General features: G+C 32.9%; 29 protein-coding genes. 8 read left to right on the top strand and 21 right to left on the bottom strand.

Annotated elements, in window-relative coordinates; translation table 11 throughout:
* Positions 1–43: 43 nt before the first annotated feature.
* Positions 44–1,597 (bottom strand): hypothetical protein, encoded by a 1,554-nt coding sequence (locus ERX46_RS03625; protein ID WP_130092462.1) that lies wholly within the window; start codon positions 1,595–1,597, stop codon positions 44–46.
* A 227-nt stretch (positions 1,598–1,824) separates the two neighbouring features.
* Positions 1,825–2,310, bottom strand: coding sequence for a hypothetical protein (locus tag ERX46_RS03620; RefSeq protein WP_130092461.1), 486 nt, complete (start codon positions 2,308–2,310; stop codon positions 1,825–1,827).
* Between the two features lie 335 nt (positions 2,311–2,645).
* On the opposite strand from ERX46_RS03620, the gene ERX46_RS03615 reads away from it, so the two are divergent.
* Genes ERX46_RS03615 through ERX46_RS03605 form a run of 3 tightly spaced genes read left to right on the top strand, consistent with a single transcriptional unit; the run spans position 2,646 to position 5,153 of the window.
* Positions 2,646–3,422, top strand: a complete 777-nt coding sequence (locus tag ERX46_RS03615) for an MlaE family ABC transporter permease (RefSeq protein WP_130092460.1) — start codon at positions 2,646–2,648, stop codon at positions 3,420–3,422.
* A 7-nt stretch (positions 3,423–3,429) separates the two neighbouring features.
* The gene (locus ERX46_RS03610; protein ID WP_130092459.1) at positions 3,430–4,179 is read left to right on the top strand and encodes an ABC transporter ATP-binding protein; all 750 of its coding nucleotides are present in this window, start codon (positions 3,430–3,432) and stop codon (positions 4,177–4,179) included.
* A 5-nt stretch (positions 4,180–4,184) separates the two neighbouring features.
* Entirely contained in the window at positions 4,185–5,153 is a 969-nt protein-coding gene (locus ERX46_RS03605; RefSeq protein WP_130092458.1) for an MlaD family protein, read from the top strand.
* Positions 5,154–5,339: 186 nt separating this feature from the next.
* On the opposite strand, the gene ERX46_RS03600 is transcribed toward ERX46_RS03605, so the two are convergent.
* The 10 genes from ERX46_RS03600 to ERX46_RS17755 form a co-directional block, all read right to left on the bottom strand.
* Positions 5,340–5,930, bottom strand: a complete 591-nt coding sequence (locus tag ERX46_RS03600; RefSeq protein ID WP_130092457.1) for a DJ-1/PfpI family protein — start codon at positions 5,928–5,930, stop codon at positions 5,340–5,342.
* Positions 5,931–6,165: 235 nt separating this feature from the next.
* The gene (locus tag ERX46_RS03595; protein WP_130092456.1) at positions 6,166–6,603 is read right to left on the bottom strand and encodes a recombinase; all 438 of its coding nucleotides are present in this window, start codon (positions 6,601–6,603) and stop codon (positions 6,166–6,168) included.
* 91 nt (positions 6,604–6,694) lie between these two features.
* Positions 6,695–6,955: a heavy-metal-associated domain-containing protein gene (locus ERX46_RS03590; protein ID WP_130092455.1), complete on the bottom strand. Its 261-nt coding sequence runs from the start codon at positions 6,953–6,955 to the stop codon at positions 6,695–6,697.
* Between the two features lie 169 nt (positions 6,956–7,124).
* Positions 7,125–7,610, bottom strand: coding sequence for a hypothetical protein (locus ERX46_RS03585; protein ID WP_130092454.1), 486 nt, complete (start codon positions 7,608–7,610; stop codon positions 7,125–7,127).
* A gap of 327 nt (positions 7,611–7,937) precedes the next feature.
* On the bottom strand, positions 7,938–9,017 hold the full coding sequence (locus ERX46_RS03580; RefSeq protein WP_130092453.1) for an NADH:flavin oxidoreductase: 1,080 nt from the start codon (positions 9,015–9,017) through the stop codon (positions 7,938–7,940).
* A 97-nt stretch (positions 9,018–9,114) separates the two neighbouring features.
* Positions 9,115–10,224: a chromate efflux transporter gene (gene chrA / locus ERX46_RS03575; protein ID WP_130092452.1), complete on the bottom strand. Its 1,110-nt coding sequence runs from the start codon at positions 10,222–10,224 to the stop codon at positions 9,115–9,117.
* A gap of 91 nt (positions 10,225–10,315) precedes the next feature.
* Positions 10,316–11,134 (bottom strand): AraC family transcriptional regulator, encoded by an 819-nt coding sequence (locus tag ERX46_RS03570; RefSeq protein ID WP_130092451.1) that lies wholly within the window; start codon positions 11,132–11,134, stop codon positions 10,316–10,318.
* A gap of 125 nt (positions 11,135–11,259) precedes the next feature.
* On the bottom strand, positions 11,260–11,502 hold the full coding sequence (locus ERX46_RS03565; RefSeq protein ID WP_130092450.1) for a VF530 family protein: 243 nt from the start codon (positions 11,500–11,502) through the stop codon (positions 11,260–11,262).
* Between the two features lie 76 nt (positions 11,503–11,578).
* Positions 11,579–12,232, bottom strand: a complete 654-nt coding sequence (locus tag ERX46_RS03560; RefSeq protein WP_317127173.1) for a DUF6567 family protein — start codon at positions 12,230–12,232, stop codon at positions 11,579–11,581.
* Between the two features lie 3 nt (positions 12,233–12,235).
* On the bottom strand, positions 12,236–12,364 hold the full coding sequence (locus ERX46_RS17755) for a hypothetical protein (RefSeq protein ID WP_262708072.1): 129 nt from the start codon (positions 12,362–12,364) through the stop codon (positions 12,236–12,238).
* Between the two features lie 262 nt (positions 12,365–12,626).
* On the opposite strand from ERX46_RS17755, the gene ERX46_RS03555 reads away from it, so the two are divergent.
* Positions 12,627–13,343: a head GIN domain-containing protein gene (locus ERX46_RS03555; RefSeq protein WP_130092448.1), complete on the top strand. Its 717-nt coding sequence runs from the start codon at positions 12,627–12,629 to the stop codon at positions 13,341–13,343.
* Between the two features lie 92 nt (positions 13,344–13,435).
* On the opposite strand, the gene ERX46_RS03550 is transcribed toward ERX46_RS03555, so the two are convergent.
* Positions 13,436–13,831 (bottom strand): DoxX family membrane protein, encoded by a 396-nt coding sequence (locus ERX46_RS03550; protein ID WP_130092447.1) that lies wholly within the window; start codon positions 13,829–13,831, stop codon positions 13,436–13,438.
* A gap of 124 nt (positions 13,832–13,955) precedes the next feature.
* Between ERX46_RS03550 and ERX46_RS03545 the strand changes: the two genes are divergently transcribed.
* Positions 13,956–14,810 (top strand): helix-turn-helix domain-containing protein, encoded by an 855-nt coding sequence (locus ERX46_RS03545; protein WP_130092446.1) that lies wholly within the window; start codon positions 13,956–13,958, stop codon positions 14,808–14,810.
* A gap of 34 nt (positions 14,811–14,844) precedes the next feature.
* Here the strand turns inward: ERX46_RS03545 and ERX46_RS03540 are convergent, their stop codons facing one another.
* From ERX46_RS03540 to ERX46_RS03505, 8 genes are all read right to left on the bottom strand, one after another.
* Positions 14,845–15,378, bottom strand: a complete 534-nt coding sequence (locus ERX46_RS03540; RefSeq protein ID WP_130092445.1) for a carboxymuconolactone decarboxylase family protein — start codon at positions 15,376–15,378, stop codon at positions 14,845–14,847.
* A 265-nt stretch (positions 15,379–15,643) separates the two neighbouring features.
* Positions 15,644–16,360, bottom strand: a complete 717-nt coding sequence (locus tag ERX46_RS03535) for a formyltransferase family protein (RefSeq protein WP_130092444.1) — start codon at positions 16,358–16,360, stop codon at positions 15,644–15,646.
* A gap of 84 nt (positions 16,361–16,444) precedes the next feature.
* Positions 16,445–17,152 (bottom strand): AAA family ATPase, encoded by a 708-nt coding sequence (locus ERX46_RS03530; protein ID WP_130092443.1) that lies wholly within the window; start codon positions 17,150–17,152, stop codon positions 16,445–16,447.
* A gap of 274 nt (positions 17,153–17,426) precedes the next feature.
* The gene (locus ERX46_RS03525) at positions 17,427–17,840 is read right to left on the bottom strand and encodes a DUF3010 family protein (protein ID WP_130092442.1); all 414 of its coding nucleotides are present in this window, start codon (positions 17,838–17,840) and stop codon (positions 17,427–17,429) included.
* A 91-nt stretch (positions 17,841–17,931) separates the two neighbouring features.
* The gene (locus ERX46_RS03520; protein ID WP_130092441.1) at positions 17,932–18,966 is read right to left on the bottom strand and encodes a PDDEXK nuclease domain-containing protein; all 1,035 of its coding nucleotides are present in this window, start codon (positions 18,964–18,966) and stop codon (positions 17,932–17,934) included.
* Positions 18,967–19,106: 140 nt separating this feature from the next.
* A complete protein-coding gene (locus ERX46_RS03515) occupies positions 19,107–19,829 on the bottom strand; it encodes an alpha/beta hydrolase (RefSeq protein WP_130092440.1) in 723 nt (240 codons plus the stop codon).
* A 219-nt stretch (positions 19,830–20,048) separates the two neighbouring features.
* Positions 20,049–21,425, bottom strand: coding sequence for an MFS transporter (locus tag ERX46_RS03510; RefSeq protein WP_130092439.1), 1,377 nt, complete (start codon positions 21,423–21,425; stop codon positions 20,049–20,051).
* 9 nt (positions 21,426–21,434) lie between these two features.
* A complete protein-coding gene (locus ERX46_RS03505) occupies positions 21,435–23,438 on the bottom strand; it encodes an alpha-ketoacid dehydrogenase subunit alpha/beta (protein ID WP_130092438.1) in 2,004 nt (667 codons plus the stop codon).
* A 244-nt stretch (positions 23,439–23,682) separates the two neighbouring features.
* Here ERX46_RS03505 and ERX46_RS03500 point away from each other — a divergent pair, with 244 nt between their 5' ends.
* The 3 genes from ERX46_RS03500 (at position 23,683) to ERX46_RS17750 (ending at position 24,609) form a co-directional block, all read left to right on the top strand.
* The gene (locus ERX46_RS03500; RefSeq protein WP_242494525.1) at positions 23,683–23,919 is read left to right on the top strand and encodes a type II toxin-antitoxin system RelE/ParE family toxin; all 237 of its coding nucleotides are present in this window, start codon (positions 23,683–23,685) and stop codon (positions 23,917–23,919) included.
* A 108-nt stretch (positions 23,920–24,027) separates the two neighbouring features.
* The gene (locus ERX46_RS03495) at positions 24,028–24,333 is read left to right on the top strand and encodes a helix-turn-helix transcriptional regulator (protein ID WP_130092437.1); all 306 of its coding nucleotides are present in this window, start codon (positions 24,028–24,030) and stop codon (positions 24,331–24,333) included.
* A 123-nt stretch (positions 24,334–24,456) separates the two neighbouring features.
* Positions 24,457–24,609, top strand: a complete 153-nt coding sequence (locus ERX46_RS17750; protein ID WP_394345102.1) for a DUF2683 family protein — start codon at positions 24,457–24,459, stop codon at positions 24,607–24,609.
* The last annotated feature ends 69 nt before the right edge of the window (positions 24,610–24,678 follow it).

Here is a 24,678-nt window from a genome sequence, read left to right as displayed (position 1 = left end):
CCACATTTATGGAAGAAGAAGATAAGCAGCCAGAAAAATCCAATCAATAAGTACTCCGCATCAAACGGAAATCAAAAACTTTCGAAAGTTCAAATAGGGTTTTATCATTGTTTCTTACTAATACCATATTCGGCTTTCCTTTTATAAATTCATATTCAATAAATTTATCATATTCCTTGGTTTCATCGATATTCAAATTGTAAAGAAGTACAGTCTTTCTTGCGGTATTTTTCTCCTTTTCAAAAACCCAAGTTCTTCTTTCATAAGTACTCATAACGGAGGAGGCCATTTGCTCTTCAATAATAGAACATCCTAAATTATAGGATATCATATAGGGAGTGTTGTAGCGATAATTGGGAATAAAAACCAACAAATCAACATCGTAATGCGTCGCTATTTCATTTATTTCTGAACATTCAACTTTTAAATCGTCGATTTTTTTGATTGCAATAGCTCCATAATTGGTTTCTTCAGTATGTTCTTTTATTACTGTTTCATAAGAGCTTATCTTGACCAAAAAAACAGAGATCCCTACAGTAAAAATGATCAGTCTTAATTTATTTTCGTCTATAAAGTCTTTCTTAGTCCAAAACAGCGCTACGCCAAATAGTAGAGGAATCGCCAAAAACATTCTTGTAGATGATAAAAAGATAACGCCTGCATCATCATGTATTTTTGTAATGCCTAAAAGGACAACAATAAATAGTAAATTTAGTAATAGACTCACCCCTTTTTTCCAGTTCTTCTTTAGCGTTGCAATAGCTAGAAATAATATTATGAGTAAAACCAACCAGTTTCCTGACCATAAAACAGGTGTGAGATAACGGAAAAAGTCATCTAAATGCGAGAGTCCATAAACCACTCTAGCAAATTTAAAATCAAGTCCCCACATTGAATGGGTTAAAAATTCAGGATGATTTACATAAAATTCTTTTGAAAAATATAAAATTAAAAAAGCGGGAATTGTAGCGGCAAGACCTAATAAATAAAAATAAGGACTTTTATAATTTTTAAATAAAAGATAAAGGCATATTGGAAAAGAGAGAATTAAGGAATTCGCATTAAATATATATCCAAAAGAAACTGCTAAACCGAGAATAATAAATGACTTGATTTTAGTCGGAGATAGCAAAGGAAATATTAGAAAAGAACAAAAGAATAAGCCACTCGTAAAACCCCTTGATACAGAAGTAATAATATCATATTCGATTGGCATTGCTAGTGGTATTAACAAAAACAGAAATGCGTCATTGGTAAAGCCTTTTCTAAATAAAGCTATTGCAAAAACAAAAAACGGAAATATCCCAACAAAGGAGGAAACCAATGGCAGAGCAATAAAAGCAGGAATTCCAATGAGTAAAAGTGGCACTGCAAGAATTGATTCCAAAGCGAAATTATAATCCTGACCATAAAAATAGGGCTCGTGAAATATCCCTTGCGAATAATCTACAGCTGCTTGCCAAAATACAAGATCGTCTGTTCCCGTATATTGAAAATTAAATTCCTTAAGAATAAAGAATCTGTTTAATAGCACTAATAATCCCAAGATATATAAGACAATACTCTTGTGAAATTTAGCGTTTGTAGATTTTATCATAATAGTGTTTTATCTAGATGTTTCTAGTTTTAGCATGTGACAGAATGTAAATCTCTATATTTTAATTCAACAATCTTTCTTTATTCAAACCTAAAAACACTCAGGTTTAATTTTAAGATTTATTTGATTGAAAAAATAATCCATTTCGAGGCGTAAAATTACAGAAGGTTATCACAAAATTACATATCATATTAAATAAAACTTCAAGAAATATAAGAAGTCAAATCCTATAAACTCAACCCAATTCCAAAATAAAAAGGGACATCAATATTGCTATTGTGTGAATAATACATTTTAGGATTAAGCCCTATTTGAAAAAATAATGAGGGATCTTTACTTGCTCTGTTCTGATAGCGTAAACCAACTATTGCGTTTAAATCTATAAAAGCAACTTTACGATAAAAGACTATTGAAGGTTCTACACCAAGCTCAAGAAAAAATCTTTTATAACCAAAAAGTTGAGCTACCCCAGGCATAATTTTATTCATCGTGAAAATCCCATACTTTCCTTCTCCAGAAACACTTCCAACACCGATATTAACAATCGTTTCAGTCCAATTATTAGAGAATAAAGCCCTTTCAAATTTCAAATAAGTAGCTCCTTGTCTTGCTCCTCCTGCATAGATTGAAGTCTTGAGATTTAATTCGTTTTGTGCCGCAACAATATTACAGATTAGAAAAACCGAAATCAGGACAAGTTTTATTTTCATCATATCGAATTGCTATTTTATAGTAGTGACACTTTTCAAAAGAATTAAAGTTAATGAATTTTCTAACAGACACTAAGTAAATTGAAAAAACATTGGTTTAACTACATTGAAAAGAATTGACTTAAGAGCACTGATTAACTAAAGATTAAAATCAAACATGACTTTTTTCATATTATAACAAGAGGAAAAATCCGTATATTTAGAATTGGATATAATACTGATCAATATAAATATCGTACAGGTCAATTATTAAACTCAAGACATGCTCTGAATTGTTAATTAGAGGGTTTCTGGATTCGTAATTTTAATTGATTAAATTCGTAATTATTACACACTACATGTCAAAAGAAAATTCCATTTTAAAACGCAGTAAGTCATTTTTCGCCGAGATTGGTGAAATGGCTTATTTTGCTGGGCGATTTTTTAAGGAAGTATTCAGAAAACCATTTGAGTTTAAGGAATTAATTAGACAGTGCTATAATGTTGGAATTCGTTCTTTGTTTTTAGTTGTGGTCACCGGATTCATTATTGGATTGGTATTTACGCTTCAATCCAGACCCACTTTGGAAGAGTTTGGTGCAGTTTCTTGGATGCCTTCAATGATCAGTGTTTCTATAATTCGAGAAATAGGCCCCGTAATTATTGCTTTAATTTGTGCTGGTAGAATTGGCTCTGGAATTGGAGCTGAATTGGGTTCTATGAAAGTAACAGAGCAAATTGACGCCATGGAAGTTTCTGGTACAAATCCATTTAAATATTTAGTTGTCACTAGAATTTTGGCAGTCACATTGATGTTGCCTTTATTGGTAATCATTGGAGATGCAGTCGCACTCATTGGTTCAGCAATGGTGGAAAACTTAAAAGGTGGAGTTTCCTATACACTTTACTTCAATATGGCATTTAGCTCACTGAGTTTTTCAGACATTATTCCTGCAACTGTAAAAACTGTTTTATTCGGATTTGCGATTGGACTTGTAGGAACTTACAAAGGTTATAATTGTGCTAAAGGAACTGTTGGTGTTGGAGAAGCTTCGAACTCAGCAGTCGTTTATTCTTCGATGTTGTTATTTATAATTGACTTTATCGCAGTATTTGTTTCCGATATATTTTTTTGAAATCAAGATGAATAAAGAAGATAGAAAAATCGTACTAGAATTAAAAGACATTCACAAGAGCTTTGGTAAAAACCATGTGCTTAAAGGATTCAATTTGAAACTTTATGAAGGTGAAAATCTCGTAATTATGGGGAAATCTGGATCTGGAAAATCGGTTATGGTAAAATCTATCGTTGGTTTAATTCAACCAGATAGCGGAAGCATTACCATCAAAGATCATGATATCATTACGATGGGACAAGAGGAATTGGATTTTTTACGTACTGAAATCGGATTTCTTTTTCAAGGAAGTGCGCTTTATGATTCAATGACTGTTCGTGAGAATTTAGAATTCCCATTGCGTCGTCACAAGGATAAAGTCAAAAATTTTGAAGGAACAGAAAAGTCTGTAACGCAAGCTTTAGAAAGCGTAGGGCTTTTGCATGCTATTGATTTAATGCCAGCAGAACTTTCTGGCGGAATGATGCGAAGAGTTGCGTTGGCAAGAGCGTTGATTTTGAAGCCTGAAATTATAATGTATGACGAACCTACGGCGGGTTTAGATCCGATTACATCAAATGAGATTATTCAGTTGATGCGAACCATTCAAAAAGAATACAATACATCTTCATTAATCATCACGCATGACGTGGATTGCGCGAGGGTTATTTCAAATAGAATAATATTACTGGTTGACGGAATCAATTATGCTGAAGGAACTTATGATGAACTTTCAACTTCAAGCGATCCACAAACAAGGGCATTTTTTAAAAATTAAATAGTATGGCAAAGTCGAATTCACAAAAAATAAAGGTTGGAATCTTCGTGATTGTAGGAACAGTATTACTTATTTCTGGTCTTTATTTCATTGGAAAAGATAAACACATGTTTAGCAAAGGCATTCAATTGTATGCCGTTTTTGATGATGTAAAAGGTTTGCAATTGGGCAATAACGTACGCTATTCTGGAATTAACGTAGGAACGGTGAGTAAAATCGAAATGACAGAAGTTGGCAAAATAACCATCCTAATTTCCGTAGAAGAAAAAACAGCGAAATTCATTAAGAAAGATGCGATTGCTTCAATTGGCTCGGATGGATTGGTTGGAAGTATGGTTGTTAACATCATCCCAGGAAAAAATCAGCAATCAGCGACTGTTAATTCTGGCGATACAATTAATTCCCAAAATAATATTAGCACAGATGAAATGCTGGAAACTTTAAATATCACGAATAAAAATGTCGCTTTATTGTCTGCCGATTTATTAGAAATAACCAAGCAAGTTTTGATGGGGGAAGGAACTATAGGAACACTGATCAATGACACGCTTATGGCGCAGAACATCCAACTATCAGTAGTTGAACTTAGGAAAACAACTGAAGCAACAAGTCTAGCAATTTCAAAAATAAATACTATAATTTCGAAAATAAATTACGATGAAAGCGCTGCTGCAGTTATTTTAAGTGATACCGCTGCGGCAAATCAAATGAGAAGTATTTTTACTAGTCTAGAAAAATCAAGTAAAGATGTAAATCAGGTAACTAAAAACTTGAATGAGTACATTATTGAAATTAAAAATGGAAAAGGAGCAATAAATCACCTTACTCAAGATGAAGATTTAGTAAGAGAGATAGATTCAACAATGATTGATATTAAAGAATCAGCTGATAAGTTGAATAAAAATATGGAAGCTTTGAAGCATAGTTTTTTGTTTAGGAGATATTTTAAGAAACAGGAAAAGAAAAACAATTAAGAATGAAACAATTACGAATTACGAATTAGAGGATTAACGGATTAACGGATTAGAAACAATTACGAACGGCTTTAGCCCTCAGCGCAGCTAATTACGAATTAGGGGAATTATCCGCCGGTAGTCGGACAAGCTGAATTGAGGGGATTACGTGAATTAAAGGATTCCAAAATTATCAATTGTTAATTATCAATTGTCAATTGATAAAAATCCCATGAGTTTCTGAACCTCTTCCGTATTTTTCTTTGATGTTAGATTTTCTAAAAGTAAAAATGCGACATCTAAAGCTGTTGATGGCCCGCAGGATGTAATTATATTATCGTCTATTACTATTTGTTCGTTAGTCACATTCACTCCAAATTCTTCTAGCGCTATTCTTCTTACTCGATTATTGTAGGTCGTTCCATTTTTACCTTTTAGAATTCCACTTTTCCCAACTGGCAATGCTCCAACACAAATTGAAGCGATGATTTTATTTTTGATTTTAAAAATGCGAATTAAATCTAAAAACTTTTCACTGTAAGCATCTTCATAAAATCCAAATTGTTCAAATCCACCAGGAATTGCAAGTGCGTCATAATCATTGATATTAATTTCATCGATCAAAAAATCTACAATAAACTTCTGATTAAAAGTGCTTTTGATTTCTTTTTTTAGTCCACAAGTGAATAATTCAGTTGATCCATCTCCTTCGATTAAATTCCAACCAATTACGTCAATAAAAGCGCTGGCTTCTAAATCCTCAAATCCTTCTGCTAAAATTAGGAGTACTTTTTTCATAATAAGTGGACAAATTTAAAGATTAAAAAATTCAAGAATTAGAAACAATTACGAACGGTGAAGCCCTCAACGCAATGCACTGAGCCTGTCGAAGTGAAGTTAATGAAGAATTAGGCAATTACGAATTAAAGAACAAAACAATTAAAAAATATTGTAGTTATAAATGAAGAATTTAATCAATTAAGAAAACTCCAATATGGAATCCAATTTAATAATTCGTAATTGAATATTGACTTCAATACCAATCATCGTCTGTATTATTATATTTTTCAACTCTTTCAATCCAAATATCGGCCTCGATTTTTATCGTCAATTTCAATTCTATTAAATCTTTCTTTGGGAGTTCTCCTATTTCATTTAGATAAGTATAAAACTTTTTCAAACTCACTGTATTTTGTTTAACAGAAGCTTTATTTGACCACATAGCTTTTCTGATAAAAAAGTCCCCTAAGAATTCACCAATTTCATTTGAACCTTCTTCTGCAGGAATTATCCCATAGCGAAGTAAAAAGGTATTCACATAAAAATCAACATTATTAATATGATTTTGAATAGTTTTAGGATTTATGGACTTGGTAGTAAGATGTTCGTAAAATCCGTCTATCAAAATGTTATTCTTTTTTTCAATATTTTCGGTCTGTTTATCCCAATCTAGATTTTCTTTATCTTCCATATTTATTTAATTACGAACAGCGAAGCCCTCAACGAAGTTAATTACAAATATATAAAATTACCATCCGATCTATCGGATAGTAATTCTCTTTTTAAAGTGGAAATAGTCCTTTTGGAATTAAATGAAAACCTACAGAAATTGCAGCTTTTTGGATTTCTTTAATACTCACCACATCATTTGTATGAACAGTTAGCTCTATTGGAAACACCTTTTCATCTATTAAAACATCTCTAATTCCATCTATCCTCAAAATAGCCTTTTTGATATTATTTAAACTTGTTCTGTTTTCGGCGTTTGTCCCGAATACTTTTCCGTGATTTCCTGGAATCACATTTTCTGATACTATAGTCATGGTCAATTACGAATTAGAGAATTACGAATTTATTTAATTACAAACAGCGAAGCTCTTAACGCATTCCAGAGCGATGCGCTGAGCTTGTAGATGCTAGCTTGTCGAACTGAAGTTTATTATCAATTAGGGGATTACGAATTTTGAAATATTGGAATTAAAAATAAAAAGTTTAATCAAGCATTTCAAGATGCGTACCCTCTGTATGCAAGATATGTTCAGCTTTTTCAACTTCTTTCAAAGGACCTTTTACAACTACAAGGAATTTTCCTTCATTCAAATGTTCATGGAGTTTTACTACGCTGTCTTTCTTTATTCCGATAGTTGCCAGAAGCGTTGCAATACCTCCAGTGACGAGTCCAACTTCAAATCCACCAAAAGCGCCTACCAATGCACCCGCACCATATAAAAAACCAAATCCTGGAATTGTAAAAATACCAATTCCCGTGAGTAATCCTATAACTACTCCAGCTCCAGAACCTATTAATGCAGGTGCGTTTTTAGTTGTATCTAATTGTTTAATATGGATATGATCGTCTGTTATTTCGGCCTTTCCGAGTATTGAAACGTGTTCCATGGGAAAGTTTTTACTATTTAATACTTTGGTAGCATTAATTGCTTTTTCGTGAGAGTCATAAATTGCGACATGTGTTTTCATAAAGTGAGATATTAAATTAAAACTATTTAACTTCGACTGTGCACATAAGAATCAATTACTTGCTGTATCAACAAACTCTTTCTGTCATAAAGACATTCATTGTATATCAGATAACCAATAGATTTAGTACAAATCAAAAGTAGACTAATTCAGTTTTATTTCCTATTAATAGAAGAGAAAAAAACATAAACAAACAATTACGAATGGAGACAATTACGAATTCACAATTGGAGAATTAGGAATTAAAAAATGAAGAGCTAAATCAGTTAAAAGAAGTCTTAATTTAGAATCGTGATTTAATAATTCGTAATTGAAAATTGTCAATTGCTAATTCTCGACAAAACCTTCCCATTTACTCATGTAATTGATAAAGTCTTTACCCAATCCTTCTTTCTTTAAGTATTCTGCTGAAACTGGAGTTTTTGTTGGTTCGAAATTCGGATTCTCCATCACTTTTGCTGGGAAATCGTGGTGTAATATTGCGGATTGACCAATCGAAACGAAATCAATTCCTGAATTCAATGCTTTCTTCACATCTTCCCCATTTTTAATTTTTCCTGCAACTGTAAGTTTGATGTTTTTGTAATCGAGATCTGTAAAGTGATCTAATAATGATTTATCTTGATACTCTTTCTCTTCTGGCATTTTGAAAATATCCCACAAAGAAATATCGAGGAAATCAATTTTATCTTCATCAATAAATCGTTGACAAACTTCTTTCACTTCTAGCAAATCCATTCCAAATCTTTCAGGAGAAAGTCTGACACTTAACAAGAATTCTTTTCCGCAAGTTGTTCTTATTCCATCAACGATTTCAAATAAAAGTCGAGCTCTATTTTCTAAACTTCCGCCATATTTATCAGTTCGTTTATTGAATTCTGAACTCAAAAATTGCGTTAAAATATAACCATGTGCTCCATGCACTTCCACTCCATCGTAACCACACTTTTTTGCGCGAATTGCGGCGTCAATAAAGTCTTGTTTTAATTGTTCCACTTCTTCAATTGACAACCCTCGACAACCATATTTTTCATTATCTGATGGGCAAACTGGCAAACCTTGAACTAATTCCGCTGGTGAGCGCATTCCTGCATGATGCAATTGAACAACAGCTAAACTACCGTAAGACTGAATCTTTGCAGCTAATCTTTTGTGACCTTCGATATGTTCATCTGAGAATATTCCCAATTGTCCAGGAAATCCTTTTCCATTTTCTTGAACATGAGCAGCGCAAGTCATCACTAATCCAAATTGACCTTCCGCTCGCATCGTTAACCATTTGAATTCATCTTCAGAAAGCGTTCCATCTTCGTGACTTTGCGTATTGGTCATTGGTGCTAACATAAATCTGTTTTTCATTGTTGCACCACATTTAAATTGAACTGGAGTTTCTGGGGAAATATTCATGTTGACTTTGTTTTCAAGAATTTATTGATGTAAGATTAACAAATCTATAAATGTTTTGTTTAATCTCAGCATTACTTTGAATTGAGTAGAGATTCTTTTAGAATAATGTTAAAACGAATCCAAACAATGCTCCACCAATTACAATAAATGCACTGTTCACTTTCTTAAAAACAAAAACACTTGTGATACTTACTACAGCAATTAAAATGGCTCTCCAATCTGTTAAAGTATCTTTCCCCATTTCAATACAAACAGCGACTATTACAGCAACAGCAGCAATATTCACAGCGTCTAAAAAGGCGGCCATAATTTTAGATTTACGCATTTTAGGAATAAATGGATTGAGAATACTCACAAAAATAAACGAGGGAAGAAAGATTCCAACAGTTGCAGCAATCGCTCCCCAAAAACCACCCAATTGCCAACCAATAAATGTTGCGGTAGATAAAACTGGACCTGGAGTAAACTGACCCACAGCAACAGCATCAATCAATTGCTGTCTGGTGAGCATTCCTGTATTCACTAACTCCGCATCTAAAAAAGCAAACAAAACATAACCACTACCATAAAGCAAAGCACCAACTTTAAAGAATGTCCATAGAATTTTAAAAGTTCCAGCAGATAACGCTACTTGGAATAAAATGAGAGGAGTGACACTGTACAATTTGTTTTGCGAATTACGAATAAAGTACAAAGCTAAACCGAGAAATCCACAAGCAAATAAAGCCACTATTTCATGTACACCGAACAAACAAGCGGTCAAAGTCAAACCTCCTAAAATACCCAATTCAACATTTTTCAATGCTTTTTTACCCAGTCGATAAACTGCTCCAAGAATAATGGCAATTACTGCAGGTTTTATTCCATAAATAAATGGTTCAACTTTAGGCATTTGTCCATACTGCTGATACAAATAAGCGAAGACCATTGTAATTACAACTGCGGGAAATACGAAACTCACTCCAGCCACAATCAAGCCTTTCCATCCCGCTCTTTCATGACCACAATGCATTGTCATTTCTGTGGAATTTGGGCCTGGAATTAAGTTTGTCGCTCCAACCATATCAAGAAAATGTTGTTGTGTCATCCACTTTCTTTTTTTCACAACTTCATCCTCCATCATTGCAATATGAGCGGCTGGCCCACCAAAAGCAATACTTCCTAATTTGAAAAATAATTTTGCAACTTCTTTTAATCGACTATTCATTCTGAACTTCTAAAGCTTATATTTTAAAACTTCAAAACTATACAATAAAACCCTCAACAAATGGTCTATTTGAAAATTAAATGGTATTTAGTCAGCTATTTTCTTTACGGAATTCTATAGGTGTTTTCTCAACGTGACGTTTGAAGTATTTAGAGAAATGGGAATTGTCCTTAAAGTCCAGCTTTGTAGAAATCTCACTCACAGTAAGATCAGTATAAAGTAAAAGTCGCTTGGCTTCATTCACAATATGTTCAGAAAGTATTTCAGAAGCTGATTGACCTGTTTCCTTTCTGCAAATTGCATTTAGATTTTGCGGTGTTGTATTTAGAATTCCTGCAAAGTGATTTACTTTATTGGTCAATTTATTTTCTTGATTCAATAAGTCAATATAAGATTGGAAAATAGAATTGTTTCCGACGCTAGACAAGTTATGCACAGCCGATTCTAGTAATTTAGCTAATAAAGCTTTTAACAAACCATCGACTATTGGTTGTTTGAAAATATTGTTTTTGGAATGCTCTTTCAGTAATATTTGATAAATATCTATAGCCGAATTGTCTTGTGGAAATAGACAAGTATGGAAACTTAAATCAGAAATCAATCTTTTTATGTCCTTATCTAAACAGTTTTCAATGAATGATTTTTTAATGATCAAAACAAAGCCTTCTGGTTCTGTTTTGATGTCCCAAAAATGAACTTGCTCCTTACGAATAGTGAATATTATAGGAGTTTTAATTTCGTATTCTCTTGTGTCAATAGTATGCGAACCTTCTCCCCTTGTAAGGTAGATGATTTCGAAATAACTATTGTGTTTGTGCGGAGAAGTTTTACGAATGTGCTTTCTAAAAGGAGCAATTTTTATTCCATCAGTCGCTTTGGACTTGTCTTTAATTTCAAATTCAGTTTTCATTTATGACAATGTGAATCTTAGTTTTATTGAAAAACAGCTCACCTTCACTAAAGTAAAAAATAAATTACAAATTACGATTATTGAACAACTCCAAAAATTCATAGTTCAACATTCATAATTCATCATTACTTAAACCTCTTTAAATTCTTCAAATAAAGCTGTTCCACTTTATCTCTCGCCCATTGCGTTTTTCTCAAAAATTTAAGACTAGAATTAACAGAAGGATTACTGGTAAAACAATTGATATTAATCCTTTTACCTAACTCTTCCCATCCATAATGGTCAACTAAAGTTTCAACAACTGTTGCCAATTTTACTCCGTGAAGTGGATTATTGGGTTGTTCTTCTGGCGTATTTTCTTCTTGCATTTTTAAATAGAATTAAGTTCTAAAAATATCAAGTCTCTAATATAGTAAAATCAAAAGCTTTCAATCTTGAAAAAAATTATTCTTTCAGACTGATTTTTTCGTATTCAACAACAAAGAACAGAGGGACGTCTTCTACATTATATTTTATCACAGCTCCTTTTTGTCCAAGTCCGAAAACAGTACCAGAGCGCAATACATTCCTATACGCTCCATTCTCATCAACGATTTCATCAACATAAGTTACTTCATCTCCTATATTAAAATTAGTTTCCAAAATCGCTTCATTTTTATTCATGAAAAACAATTTTCTTACGGGTACTCTTTTAATTCTTAGACGATCACGTTCACTGAGGGACATAACTTTAACTCTAGTTAAACCATAACCAACAATTTTTCCCAACTTTAATTTACTTTCGTATTCAAAATAAACCATTTCACTGGCTACATTAAGTTCATTCTCCCTTTTATTCTCTAAGCCTATTGGGAATTTCTCAACTTCCGATTTCACAACAGCTCCTTCATTAAAATCAATTATATCCGCAGAAATCACAACTTTAGCTTTAGAAATGATTGGAAAAAATGAACGTTTAAAATCCACCGATACATTTGCCAATGCTTGACCAGGTGCTAATGGATAGTTTTTATACAAATTCCGTTTTGCTTCTAAAACTAATGCATCAGTTGCTACTCCACCCAACCCAAATATCTTTATTGTTTCTGATGTTCCAATTGCTTAGTCAACGACCTTAAAATTGGCATCACTCAATGCTGCACTTCCTGTCATTACGCCAGAATGGAAGGCGCAGGAATTAATTGTAATTGTGAAAATTAAAAGTGTAAAAATACGAGTAGCTGTTTTCATAATAGAGTTTAAAGTTTCACATAAGAATTAAAATAATTAATTCTTATGAATAGTAAAAATAGCAAAAATCAGGGGATATTTTGAATCAAAGGTCTTTCTAAATTCTTGCATAAAATGAAAGTTGAATTTTCTTAGAGTATTCAATAGTAAGTGATCATAACTAAACAAAAGGATTTTAACATAGTCTAAACACTTCAAAAACAATAACAATTTGATTGAATTCAATTCTACGAAAGTCAAATCTTCTTACTATCTTCATGGCATGAAAAATTCTATCTTCTTTATCAGTTTACTAACAAGTTTAATATTGGCATCGTGCGGAAATTACGATTCAGGTCCAAAAATTTCTAAAACATTTACTGTTTCTGAATTTTCAATTTTGGAATTAGAAGTAATCGGTGAAGTATATTATGAGCAAGCTGATAGCTTTTATATGCATGTTTCTGGAGGTACTAATTTAATTGAAAACTTAAAAGTTTCAAACGATGATGATGAACTTTCAATAGAATTAAAAAACAAGGATAAATATACCAATAAGAAAAATGAGTTGATTATTCGTGTAGGTTCACCTCATCTTTCGAAAGTTAATTTCAATAGTGTAGGAACTTTCTACATTGAAAAAAACTTCAAAGGAGACGAGTTAAGCGTTGAAAACAATGGTGTCGGTAAAATAAAAATCAATGATGCTCATGTAACAACAATGAACTTAATTTCGAAAGCTGTTGGAACTATTGAAGCGAAAGGAACAGCAGTAAATGCTTTTATAAGTTCAAAAGGAGTAGGAGAAATTGACAGTAGAAAGCTAAAGACAAAAAATACAGTTGTTGAATGTAAAGGAATTGGAAATATTTCTGTGCATGCTTCAAACAGCATCGATATTTCAATTTCAGGAATAGGAAGCGTGAAATATTATGGAAATCCAGAAGATATCAAAACCAATATTTCTGGTTTAGGGAAAGCTTCGAATATGGATAACTGATGAATTGAGTATATGTTCACGTTTGAATTTAGTGAGAATAAAAAAGCCAACTTATTAAAGTTGGCTTTTTTATTGAGATTTAGCGCTAATAATTAAACGATTGGTTTTGATTTCTCTTCAATTGCAAGTCCAGCTAAAGAAGTAATTAACGCGACATGAATCATTATATTCATCCAATTCCCCGAAGGAATATAAACTAAAACTAATGCCATTACCATGATGAAAGCCAAAAACGCATAAGCATAAATGGTTTGTTTATTCATTATCAATAAAATTCCTGCCACGAGTTCTAACAATGCTAATAGTGCTCCTAAAGCATAAGTCCCTGTATCCCCTAAAAAACTTAATCCACTTTGTTTTAAAAAATCAGCCATGTTTTGAAGACCAACTCCACCTAAAAATCCTTCGAAAAACTTTTCTAATCCACCCCAAATAAAAAGAAGTGCAAACCCTATTCTCATCACTAAATTACCTGTACCTGTTTTCATAATATTTTGTATTTATTTGTTCATTACAAAGATATATCACGTTCATTCCAGATTCCCTACACATTACTCCTATCATATTGTAGATAATTCCTTTTAATTAAAAATTTATTCGTTTATTTACAATATGAGATTAGATTACCACAGCACCATTGAAGACAGTACTTTTATTTTGACCAATTTTAATTGTTCACCAGCCCAACATTTACTACAAGACAAAGGATTATACAAAATACTTTGGGCAAAAGAAGACAATTGTAAAATTATGGTTGATGGATATAACGTTTCATTGAAGAAGAATCAAATACTGTTTAGCACAACAATAAATGTATTAGAAATCCCGAAAGAATCTGGAATAATTGCCATAGTATTCAATAGAGAATTTTACTGTATTAGAGATCATGATTATGAAGTGTCTTGTAACGGAATCTTGTTTTTCGGTTCGTCAAAACCACCTATTGTTACTCTTTCAGAAAAAGAAGCGATCAGTTTTGAAACTATGTTTTCCATATTTAAAGAAGAATTTGAAACACGAGATCACATTCAAGGTGAGATATTGAGGGTAATGTTAAAACGGTTGCTCATAAAGTCTACCAGATTGGTAATAGATTCAAAAGGAATAGCGGAAGTGCCACATTCACAAATGGAGACGATAAGAAAGTTTCATATTTTGATAGAACAGAATTTTAGAGAAATGCATCAAGTTTCGGATTATGCAGGGCTTTTATTTAAATCACCGAAGACCATTTCAAATGTTTTTAAAAAAGCAGGATATTCTTCTCCTTTAACGATAATAAATGATAGAATAATTTTAGAAGCAAAACGGTTATTGTTATTTTCAGACAAAACAGCAGAGCAGATTTCTTACGAGTTAGGTTACAAAGAAGGAGGACACTTTTCAAAATTCTTTAAATCACATTGTGGTTTACCTCCATTAGAATTCAAAACAAATCATTTAAAATTAAAAAACCGTCCAAATTAAATTCAGACGGTTTTTAGTGAAATATTTACTTGAATTAGATTGCTTTAACTTCTGGGAAATCTATTGGCGTTTTCACTGTATTGTTGATATAATTTGAAATTGTTTTATCTCCTACAATCAACATCGTGTCAATAAGATTTTCTTTTGTCCAACCTGCATTAAAAAAGTGTTCCAATACATCAGCATCGGTTTTTCCACGATTCTCAGTTGTGTTTTTAGCTAATTTAGCCAATGCATCCAACTTGATATCAAAAGTTGCTTTACCTTGACGAAGTTCAATAATTTGCTCCTCATTAAATCCATTCATTTTTCCGATAGCAGTGTGCGCAGCCAAACAATATTCACAGTTGTTAACTTGACTAACCGCTAAATTAATCACCTCTTTTTCTTTGGCTTTCAAAGATGACGCTCCACTGGAAAAATCCATATAGTTTTTCAAAGCATTTTCTGAATAGGCATAAGAAGCATAAAGGTTAGGAACAAAACCAACTTGTTTTTCCAGGTTATCAAATATCGCTTGATTTTTAGCTGAAACTTCTTCTCTTTTTGGGACATTAAATGTGCTCATAATATATGTTTTGTATTTATTTAAATGTTATGTTCTTTTGAACACTACAAAACTACACAGACACATGATTCTTAAAATTATATGTTTCTCCTGAAAAATTGTATATTATTCCCGAATCATTAATTTATATTACTAAAACGGTTTTTGAGGTTTTATAGAAAAATTATCTTTTTTAAGCTCCACTAGATTATCGACTATAAATTTATTCAAAACATCTTGATAATCTTTAATAGAAATAACTTCCATTCCTAAGTTTCGAACTTGGTCAAAATCTTCTTTTATTGGGACCGAAAAGTACTTCTTCTTGAAGATTTTGCTTTTCGCTTATTAGAACTTCACCGCTTTCAATATTCTTCAGCGCTTTAACTATAAGCTTTGCACCTATTGGATAAAGTTGTACAATATTCCAAAAAAGTGATCTTTTCCAATTCACATCAACTTCAGCAATCTCAATTATTTCACCTGTATCAATTCCACTATTTGGAATCGTATGAAGTGTACATCCAATTTTGTTATTCTTATCCTTAATTGCATGCAGTGTCCCCATGATTCCTCTATAATCTGGTAATATTGCAGAATGTAAATTGATTAAGCCAAACTTTGGAACTTTAATAATCTCATCTTTAAAGATCTTACCAAAACGAATAGAAATAAATAGATCTGGATTAAAATCTTTCATTTCATTAATAAATGCTGTGGAATTAACGTTCGGACTTTTTTCAATTGGAAAAGTATTGAAATCTGAATCAAAAAACTCAAATGAACTTTCAATTTTGTTTTCATTAATCAAACCAGGAAGTTCATTAGAAAAGAATTCCTTTTCATAATAATCTAACTTAACTAAATCTTCAGCTCTGTTGTTAGGATTCCCAACAGTGTCAGAATAGTATATGCGTACATCATGATTTAGAAGTTCGGATTTAAGCAGATTATAGGAAATATTCGCCTCAAGATCCTTGTTAAGAAATAATACTACTTTCATTTGTAATTCACGATTTGAATATGAACATTACTTTATGAATCAAACAATTCTATATTGACTTAATCCTTTTTCAATTCGTAATTCCTAATTATCTCTTTCTAACTTCTCTATCAAAATAGACTTCACTTCCGTATTCACATAATCCTTCACTTCTGCAAATGACAAATCATACTTCCGCTCAATATTTTGCATATGAATTGGAAACGCAGATAGTAATTTATCATAGAAAGTATCCAAAACTTCAGTAGACGGCAATTCGAAATCAATCCGCAATTGAAATCTTCTCATTAATGCGGAGTCGATTATTTCAGGGTGATTCGTAGCGCAAATTAACACCGCATTTTTAGGATAATAATCGATGAGTTGAATAATAGTATTTACCAATCGGCGCATTTCTCCAACATCTTTATCACTGTCTTCTCGTGCTTTTCCGATTTGATCAAATTCATCTAGGAAAAGCACAGATTTATCTCTACCCGCTTTGTCAAAAACAAGTTTTATGTTTTGAGAAGTCTCTCCTATTCTAGAACAAACAATATTACTCAAGTTCAGAATTAAAATAGGTTTTCCTAAAGCATTTGCAATAGCCTTAGCAGTTGTCGTCTTCCCACATCCCGAACTCCCCTGTAACAAAACCTTATTGTTTACAGGCAAATTGTATTCAGTGAGTTCATCAACATACTTATATTCCCTGATAAGTTGTTGAATTTTTATCTGGTTCTCTTGGTTAAGAAAAACGTCTTCTAAAGAAACAATTTCTTTGTCTCTGATTACGAGGTCATGAATATCCATGGATGAAATAAATTTGGGTGCAAAGATACAAATAGTAGAATCAATTACGAATTAGGGGAATTACGAATTACGAATTAAAAAAAATAAGCTCACTCATTTTTCAAAGTTGCGCTGCAATGGAACGCGGATGACGCGGATGCTTCAAGAAGCAACGCAGATCTTCGCGGATTTTTTTACCATTGCTAAAAACTAAAATCCGCCCTAATCCGCGCTCGCAGATCCGCGTCATCCGCGTTCCGTCATCCCACCCGAGTCACACCATTCGTAATTATTTTTATTCTCTTTTCAACAAATAAAAAGCCAAATCATTTGAAGCCTTTTGATAAGCATATTTTGGAGTAAAACTATTCTCATTCTTTTTATAAAATGCCCTCAAAGTTGGTGGGGCAATAAATTCTACGTCTTTACTTTTATACATTTGAATGAGACCTTCAATCTTAAATGAAATAGGTGAAGCAGCAAAAGTTCCTTTCGTTCCTCTTTTAATAATTGCGATTTCATCAAAGTCATTTCTTTCCAAAAAAGATTGAATAGTTTCATTTAAAGATTGAACTTCTTTGGAATCTAGGTGATCTTTTAATTGAATTTTCTTGAGTTTATCCGAAATCTCATAAATTCCTGATTCCGTCTTTTCTAATCCACTAAATATTGCCGTGCTTCCTTCTAATGATATTCCTAGTGCTTTCATTTATTTGGTTTTGATTCATTTAATTTTCATCATGCTCTTCATTCTGTCACTGAAAAACCGTATTTCTTATAAATTATCGCTTAACTTTCATTTATTTGTAGTTTATCAGAGACTTTAAGTCTTCTTTACTTGGAAGGACAGTCTCGTATTTACTCGCAAAGATTTGCTCATTATTTTCGGGCAAAGTATATTCCACTACTGATTCACTTTTATCTCTGCACAATACTATACCAATTGTTTTATTCTCATCATTTAATTTAATTTCTCGGTCATAATAATTGACGTACATTTGCATCTGCCCTAAATCTTGGTGTTTTAATTCTCCGATTTTCAAATCAATAAGCACAAAACACTTTAGTAATCTATTATAGAAAACCAAGTCAATTCTAAAGTGCTTCTCATCAAAAGAAATTCTTTTCTGTCTAGCAACGAAAGTAAAACCATTACCTAATTCGAGTAAAAAATGCTCTAGTTTATCAATTATTTCTTGTTCAAGTTCATTTTCTGAATAGATGGTGTGTTCACGGAGTCCAATAAATTCTAAAATATATGGATCTTTTATTGCGTCTATGGGTTTCTCAATAATTAGCCCTTTCTCTGAAAGTTCATTTACCTTAGCTTTGTTTCTTCTTAAAACTAGTCTTGTATATAATGCTGAATCAAACTGTCGCTGCAACTGCCTTAGACTCCAATTATTTTTATAAGATTCTATTTCATAGAAGTTGCGCTCGTTAAGGTCTTCAATTCGCATAAGTTTTAAATAATGCGACCAACTTAATATTATCATTTTATTTTCGGAATTCTCAGAAGGATTTCCAGAATTGAAAACCGCAGACAGTGTCTGCGGTATTGAATATGCCAAATAAAATTGTCTCATTTGTTCAATATTCCTCTCAGAAAAACCTTTACCAAACTCGACGCTCAGAACTTTAGACAAGTTTTTGATAACATTTTCTCCATAAGCAGCCCTCTCTTTTCCGTCCTGCTCTTTATCAACTATCATTCTACCTATTTCAAAGTAAGTAATAACCATAGTTTGATTAACTGAACGAACAACCTTATTCCTTGCAGATTTCAATAAATCAACAACTTGGGAATGAAAATTTTTTCTATCAATATTATTCATAGATTCTAAATTTAAGGGTAATTATATCGAATGTGGTTTTAATTTAGTTTTATTTATAGTGATAATTTATTCCAACTTTATTTGACGATTATAAATCTATTGGGTTTGAATATTAATTTTAATTGGACAAATTCAAAACATCAAAGCTCCCTATTCAAAATCAAACTGATCTCTTTTGACCTTGTTAAAGCCATCATGTGAGAACCATCTTCAATTATGTAATCAAGATTTACAACATTTCTAATAGGAATAGTGTGATCATTATTTCCATGGACATGAATGATTTTAGTAGAATTAGTTTTTCTTTTCCATCTAATAATCATTCTAGCAGTTCGCTTTAAATATTTTGGATTCTTTCTTTCCAGCATGCTTTTAAAGGTATCTTCATTTGTATTTCTATCAGGTTCAACAATAGGCTGTAAAGTTTTTGCTCCCCAATAAATAACCTTCGCAGGAAAAATCTCAAATAACGGAATTACTCTTTGAAATCTATATCTAAACGGAAGTTCCTTTCTATTCTTAGCACTAGAAATGATAATTACTTTCTTTGGATTTACAATTCTGCTTAATTCCACACTTAACATTCCGCCTAATGAAACTCCAATAAGGGCAAAATTTTCAGTAGTATCAATCGAAGTAGAAAGTTGCTTGGCTAATTCATATAAAGACACCTTTTTCGAGATAGTGTCGTATTCTAAATACTTAAGTTTGAATTTTGAATCTATTTCCAAAGAATCAAAAATTCGCTTATCCGAACCTTGACCAGGAAGAAAATAAATTGTCTCAATATTTCCTGCTCGACACAAAAGAAATGAGAACAGAAATAAAATTAAGGTGAAAATTTTCAATTTTGTTTGTTCCATCATTTCTAGAATAATCTCAAAAATTCAATAAATCATTTCAAACAAATTACACCCAAAAGCCTGTTCTCCTCTAAACCAGACTCCAAAAATCAACTTCATTGATGGCATAAACGTTCATCCTTAAGCATTAAACATTCACAATTAAACATTAATCCTTAAACTCCTTCATCCGCTTCTTCTTTTCTTTGCGAATCTCTGCGCCTCCTGCGCATCTCTGCGTCATTCTCCCAACCCTTCCTTGGCCTTCAAAGCAGCCAATCGACTAGCAATCAAAACCTTTCTCCCCTTAGCACTTTCTTTCCTCGGAACAAAAATCAACAAGACCAATCCAATCGCGAAAAACGCAACTATTGAAAGCACTGAAGCTCTTAAATTCCCTGTCAAGTATTCCATCAATCCGAAGAAGAACAATCCTAAAACAATTCCAATTTTCTCTGCTACATCATAAAAGGAGAAATACGAAGCATGATTATCTGTTGTAGGTAAAAACTTAGAATACGTAGAACGAGATAGTGCTTGAACACCTCCCATAACGAGTCCAATACCTGCAGCTAAGAAATAGAATTCTGTTGGTGATTGCAGCCAATACGCCCAAATACACAAGATCATCCAGCCAATGACAACGAAGATTAACGTTCTTAAATTTCCAATCAAACTAGAGATGTAAGACATCAAATATGCTCCTCCAGCTCCTAAAATCTGGATCAATAAAATCGCTACAATTAGCCCTGCATCTCCTCCGGCTTCTCCCCAATCGATTTCTTTTTTGGCAAAAACTACCGCCATTAACATTACCGTTTGAACTCCGGTATTGAAAAAGAAGAAGGAAAGTAAATAGCGTTTCAGTCTTTTGGTCTGACGAAATTCATTGAAAACACGTTTTAATTCAACAACTCCTTTAAATATACGACCTGATTTTACCGCTTTCTTATTTACGTTGTGTGGCAATCTTCGAAAAGTCACTTGTGCAAATCCCATCCACCACAATCCAACCAAAACAAAGCTGTATTTGGTATATGCAGGGTCTCCCAACATGATAATTGATAAACAAATTACCAATAAAATCATACTTCCAAAGTATCCCATAGAGAATCCTCGGGCTGAAATATTGTCGTGATCTTTTGGTTCTGCTATCTCAGGTAAAAAGGCATTGTAGAATACCAAACTGTTCCAAAAACCCATACTGGCTAAGAAAATGGATAACATTCCCCATTCAATGTGATCGGGACTAAACCAAAATAAGGAAATACTTGCGAATGATCCGAGGTAACAGAAAAACTGCATAAAGCGTTTCTTGCTTCCTGTAACATCGGCAACTCCAGATAACAATGGCGATAAAATACTCACCAATAAAAAGGACGCTGCCAAAACATAAGAAAACAAAACCGAGTTGGACAATGTGAATCCAAAAAACTCGACCATCACGTTTTCGCCTGGTAATAATTTATCTCTTCCTACAGTCTTTAAATAGTGGCTTTCTGTAACATTCGCATAGAAAACTGGAAATATTGCGGAGGATATCACCAAGTTATAAACTGAATTTGCCCAGTCATAAAAGATCCATCCTTTTACTACGCGCTTATTTCCCTTTTCCATCGGCTAGTTTTAGTAATTCAATAATTCAGTTAAAACTGTTTCGAAACGCTTATTTGGCAAGAAGTTTTTCTCTAAATCTGCTTCAAAAGGAATCGGTGTATTTAATGAAGCCACTCTGCGAATTGGTGCGTCTAAATATTCAAAACAAGCTTCATTGATTTGTGTCACCAACTCCGCTCCTATTCCACCAATCTCAACATCTTCATGCAAAACGATAACTCTTCCAGTCTTTTTAACCGATTCAATAACAGTTGCCATGTCTAATGGCGCTAAAGTTCTCAAGTCAATTAAATCTGCAGAAATTGAAGTATCTTTTTCTAATGTTTCCAAAGCCCAGTGAACCCCTAAACCATAAGTGACAATCGTTACATCAGATCCTTTTTTCAAGACCGCTGCTTTTCCAATTTCAGTTGTATAATAATCATCATAAATGTCTTCTCTCAAACTACGGTAAAGGAATTTGTGTTCAAAAAATAATACAGGATTCGGATCTTCGATAGCTGCTGCCAACAATCCTTTTGCATCTCCAGGAAATGCTGGATAAACGATTTTCAATCCAGGAACATGGAAAAACCAAGCCTCTGTACTTTGTGAATGGAATGGCCCAGCTGCTACTCCAGCACCCGTTGGCATTCTTACCACAACATCAGCATTTTGTCCCCATCTCCAATGTAGTTTCGCTAAATTATTCACGATTTGATTAAACCCAACTGTTACGAAATCAGAGAATTGCATTTCTACCATTGCTTTCATTCCAGCAATGGACAAACCTAACCCTGCTCCTAAAATTGCTGACTCACACAAAGGTGTATTTCTTACACGTTCTTTTCCGAACTGCTCAACAAATCCTTCTGTAACTTTAAAAACACCACCATAATCGGCGATATCTTGTCCCATCAAAACCAATTCTGGATAACGTTCCATAGATTGTCTCAATCCATCAGAAATCGCATCTACCAATCGTTTTTCACTTTTATTTTCTGTTTCAGGCACTACAACAACTTGGTTGTGCTCCTTGAATAAATCTTTTATTTCAGTTTCTGTATTTGCAACAATTTTAGGTTCTGCTCCAGCGACATCTAATCCATTTTGAATTTCAGCCTTAATTTCTTTCTTAAAACCTTCGATCATTTCATCTGTTAATAATCCTTCTTCTTTCAAGAAAAGCTCATAATTAACAACAGGATCTTTTTCATTCCATTCATCTTGGATTCCTTCTGGATAATATTTCGTTCCAGAAGCTTCTTCATGACCTCTCATTCTAAATGTCAAACATTCCAATAAAAATGGTCTTGGACGTTCACGAATAGATTCAGCGATTTGCTTTACCGAAGTGATTACTTCCAAAATATTGTTTCCATCAATTTGAAAAGCATCCATTCCGTAACCAATTCCTTTATCGATAAATTGCTTGCATCGGAATTGCTCGTTACTTGGCGTTGATAATCCCCATTGGTTATTCTCAATTGTGAAAATCGTAGGCAATTGCCAAACTGCAGCAACGTTTAAAGCTTCATGAAAATCTCCTTCACTTGCTCCACCGTCTCCAGAAAATACCAATGTTGCTTTTTTCTCCTTTTTAATAATTGAAGCAAGTGCAATTCCATCAGCAATTCCCAATTGTGGACCTAAGTGAGAAATCATTCCAACGATATTATAATCCATTGTTCCAAAGTGGAAAGAGCGGTCACGTCCTTTTGTAAAACCAGACATTTTCCCTTGAAATTGAGCAAAAAGTCTAGCCAAAGGAATATCACGTGTGGTAAATACACCAAGGTTTCTGTGCATTGGTAGAATTACTTCATCATTTTGCATCGCCAAGGTTGTTCCGACACTAATTGCCTCTTGCCCCCAGCCTGAGAACCACTTAGAAATCTTCCCTTGACGCAGTAGAATCAACATCTTCTCTTCAATAAGTCTTGGTTTCAAAATGCGTTGATAAATATCAACAAGCTCGCTGTCAGAGAACTTGGAACGGTCGTATTCAATGTGTCGTTTGGTTAACGTTTCCATGGTATATTTTTAACTTCTAAAATTTGATGAACAAACTTAATATTAATATGGGAGTTATGGAGTTGGAAATAGAGAAAAAAAAGAATTACGCGGAGATTCGCAAAGGTGCAGAGTCCCGTACAGCTGTCGGGACGCAGAGAAGAAAGAAGGGAGAGAAAGGGGAAGAATTACATTTGACATGAAATCATCGAAGATAAAATCAATTGAATTTGACAAATGATAACTTTATAGTTAACTTTGTGACATGAGTTCTCAACGGAAAATTATTTTTTACGAACACCATTTTACTGAGTTCTACATGGAGCAAAATGAAAAAGTACAAGAAAAAATTGAATATGTATTTATGGTTATTAGAACAATCCAAAACGTTCCTAAAAAATTTCTTACTCACATGTCAGGAACTTATGGACTTTATGAGACACGAGTTGAATACGGAAGTAATATTTATAGAATTTTCTGCTGTTTGGTGAAGGCAACTTAGTGGTCTTATTTAATGGATTTCAAAAGAAAACTCAAAAAACCCTAGAAAAGAAATTAATAAGGCGATAGAATTAAAAAACGAATATTTCAATTCAAAAAACAAGAAATAATGAAGAAAGAAAACATCCAAAATGCTAAAAACTTCGACGAGTTATTAGATGCCAAATATGGTAAAGTTGGTAACGAAAAGCGCGACGAATTTGAAGAAAAAGCGCAATATTTTGTTATTAGCACAATGTTAAAAGAAGCTAGAAAAGAAGCAAACATGACACAAGAACAATTGGCTGAAAAAATCGGAACTAAAAAAAGCTATATTTCTCGTCTTGAAAATGGAAAATGTGATATTCAACTCTCCACACTTTATAGAATTTTCGAAGTAGGTCTAGGAAAAAGAGTGAATTTAGTTTTTGGGTGAAGATCCATTTTGATTTGCAATAAATGTACAAATTTTTTCAAGCTAAAATTATTATTTTCGTTTGATTATGAAAGAAGTAGAAACCTACATTGTATTTCCTGAAAACAAAGAACAAGCAAATGCATTAAAAGCTTTTGTAAAGGCTTGAAGATGAAATTCGAAATAACTCAGAAGAAAGAATATAATCCTGAATTTGTTGAGAAAACAAAACGCAGTAAACTTCAACATATCCGTGGAGAAGACAAAGTAATTAAGACTGAGGATTTATGGAATTAACCATAACTTTTTAATAAAATCATTTCAGTTTTTGCAATACAAAATAAATCCTTAAAAATCCGCGTTCGA

It is taken from the genome of Brumimicrobium glaciale (genome assembly GCF_004152935.1).
Taxonomy (GTDB): Bacteria; Bacteroidota; Bacteroidia; order Flavobacteriales_D; family Crocinitomicaceae; genus Brumimicrobium; species Brumimicrobium glaciale.
This window is presented reverse-complemented; position numbering and strand designations above follow the sequence as displayed.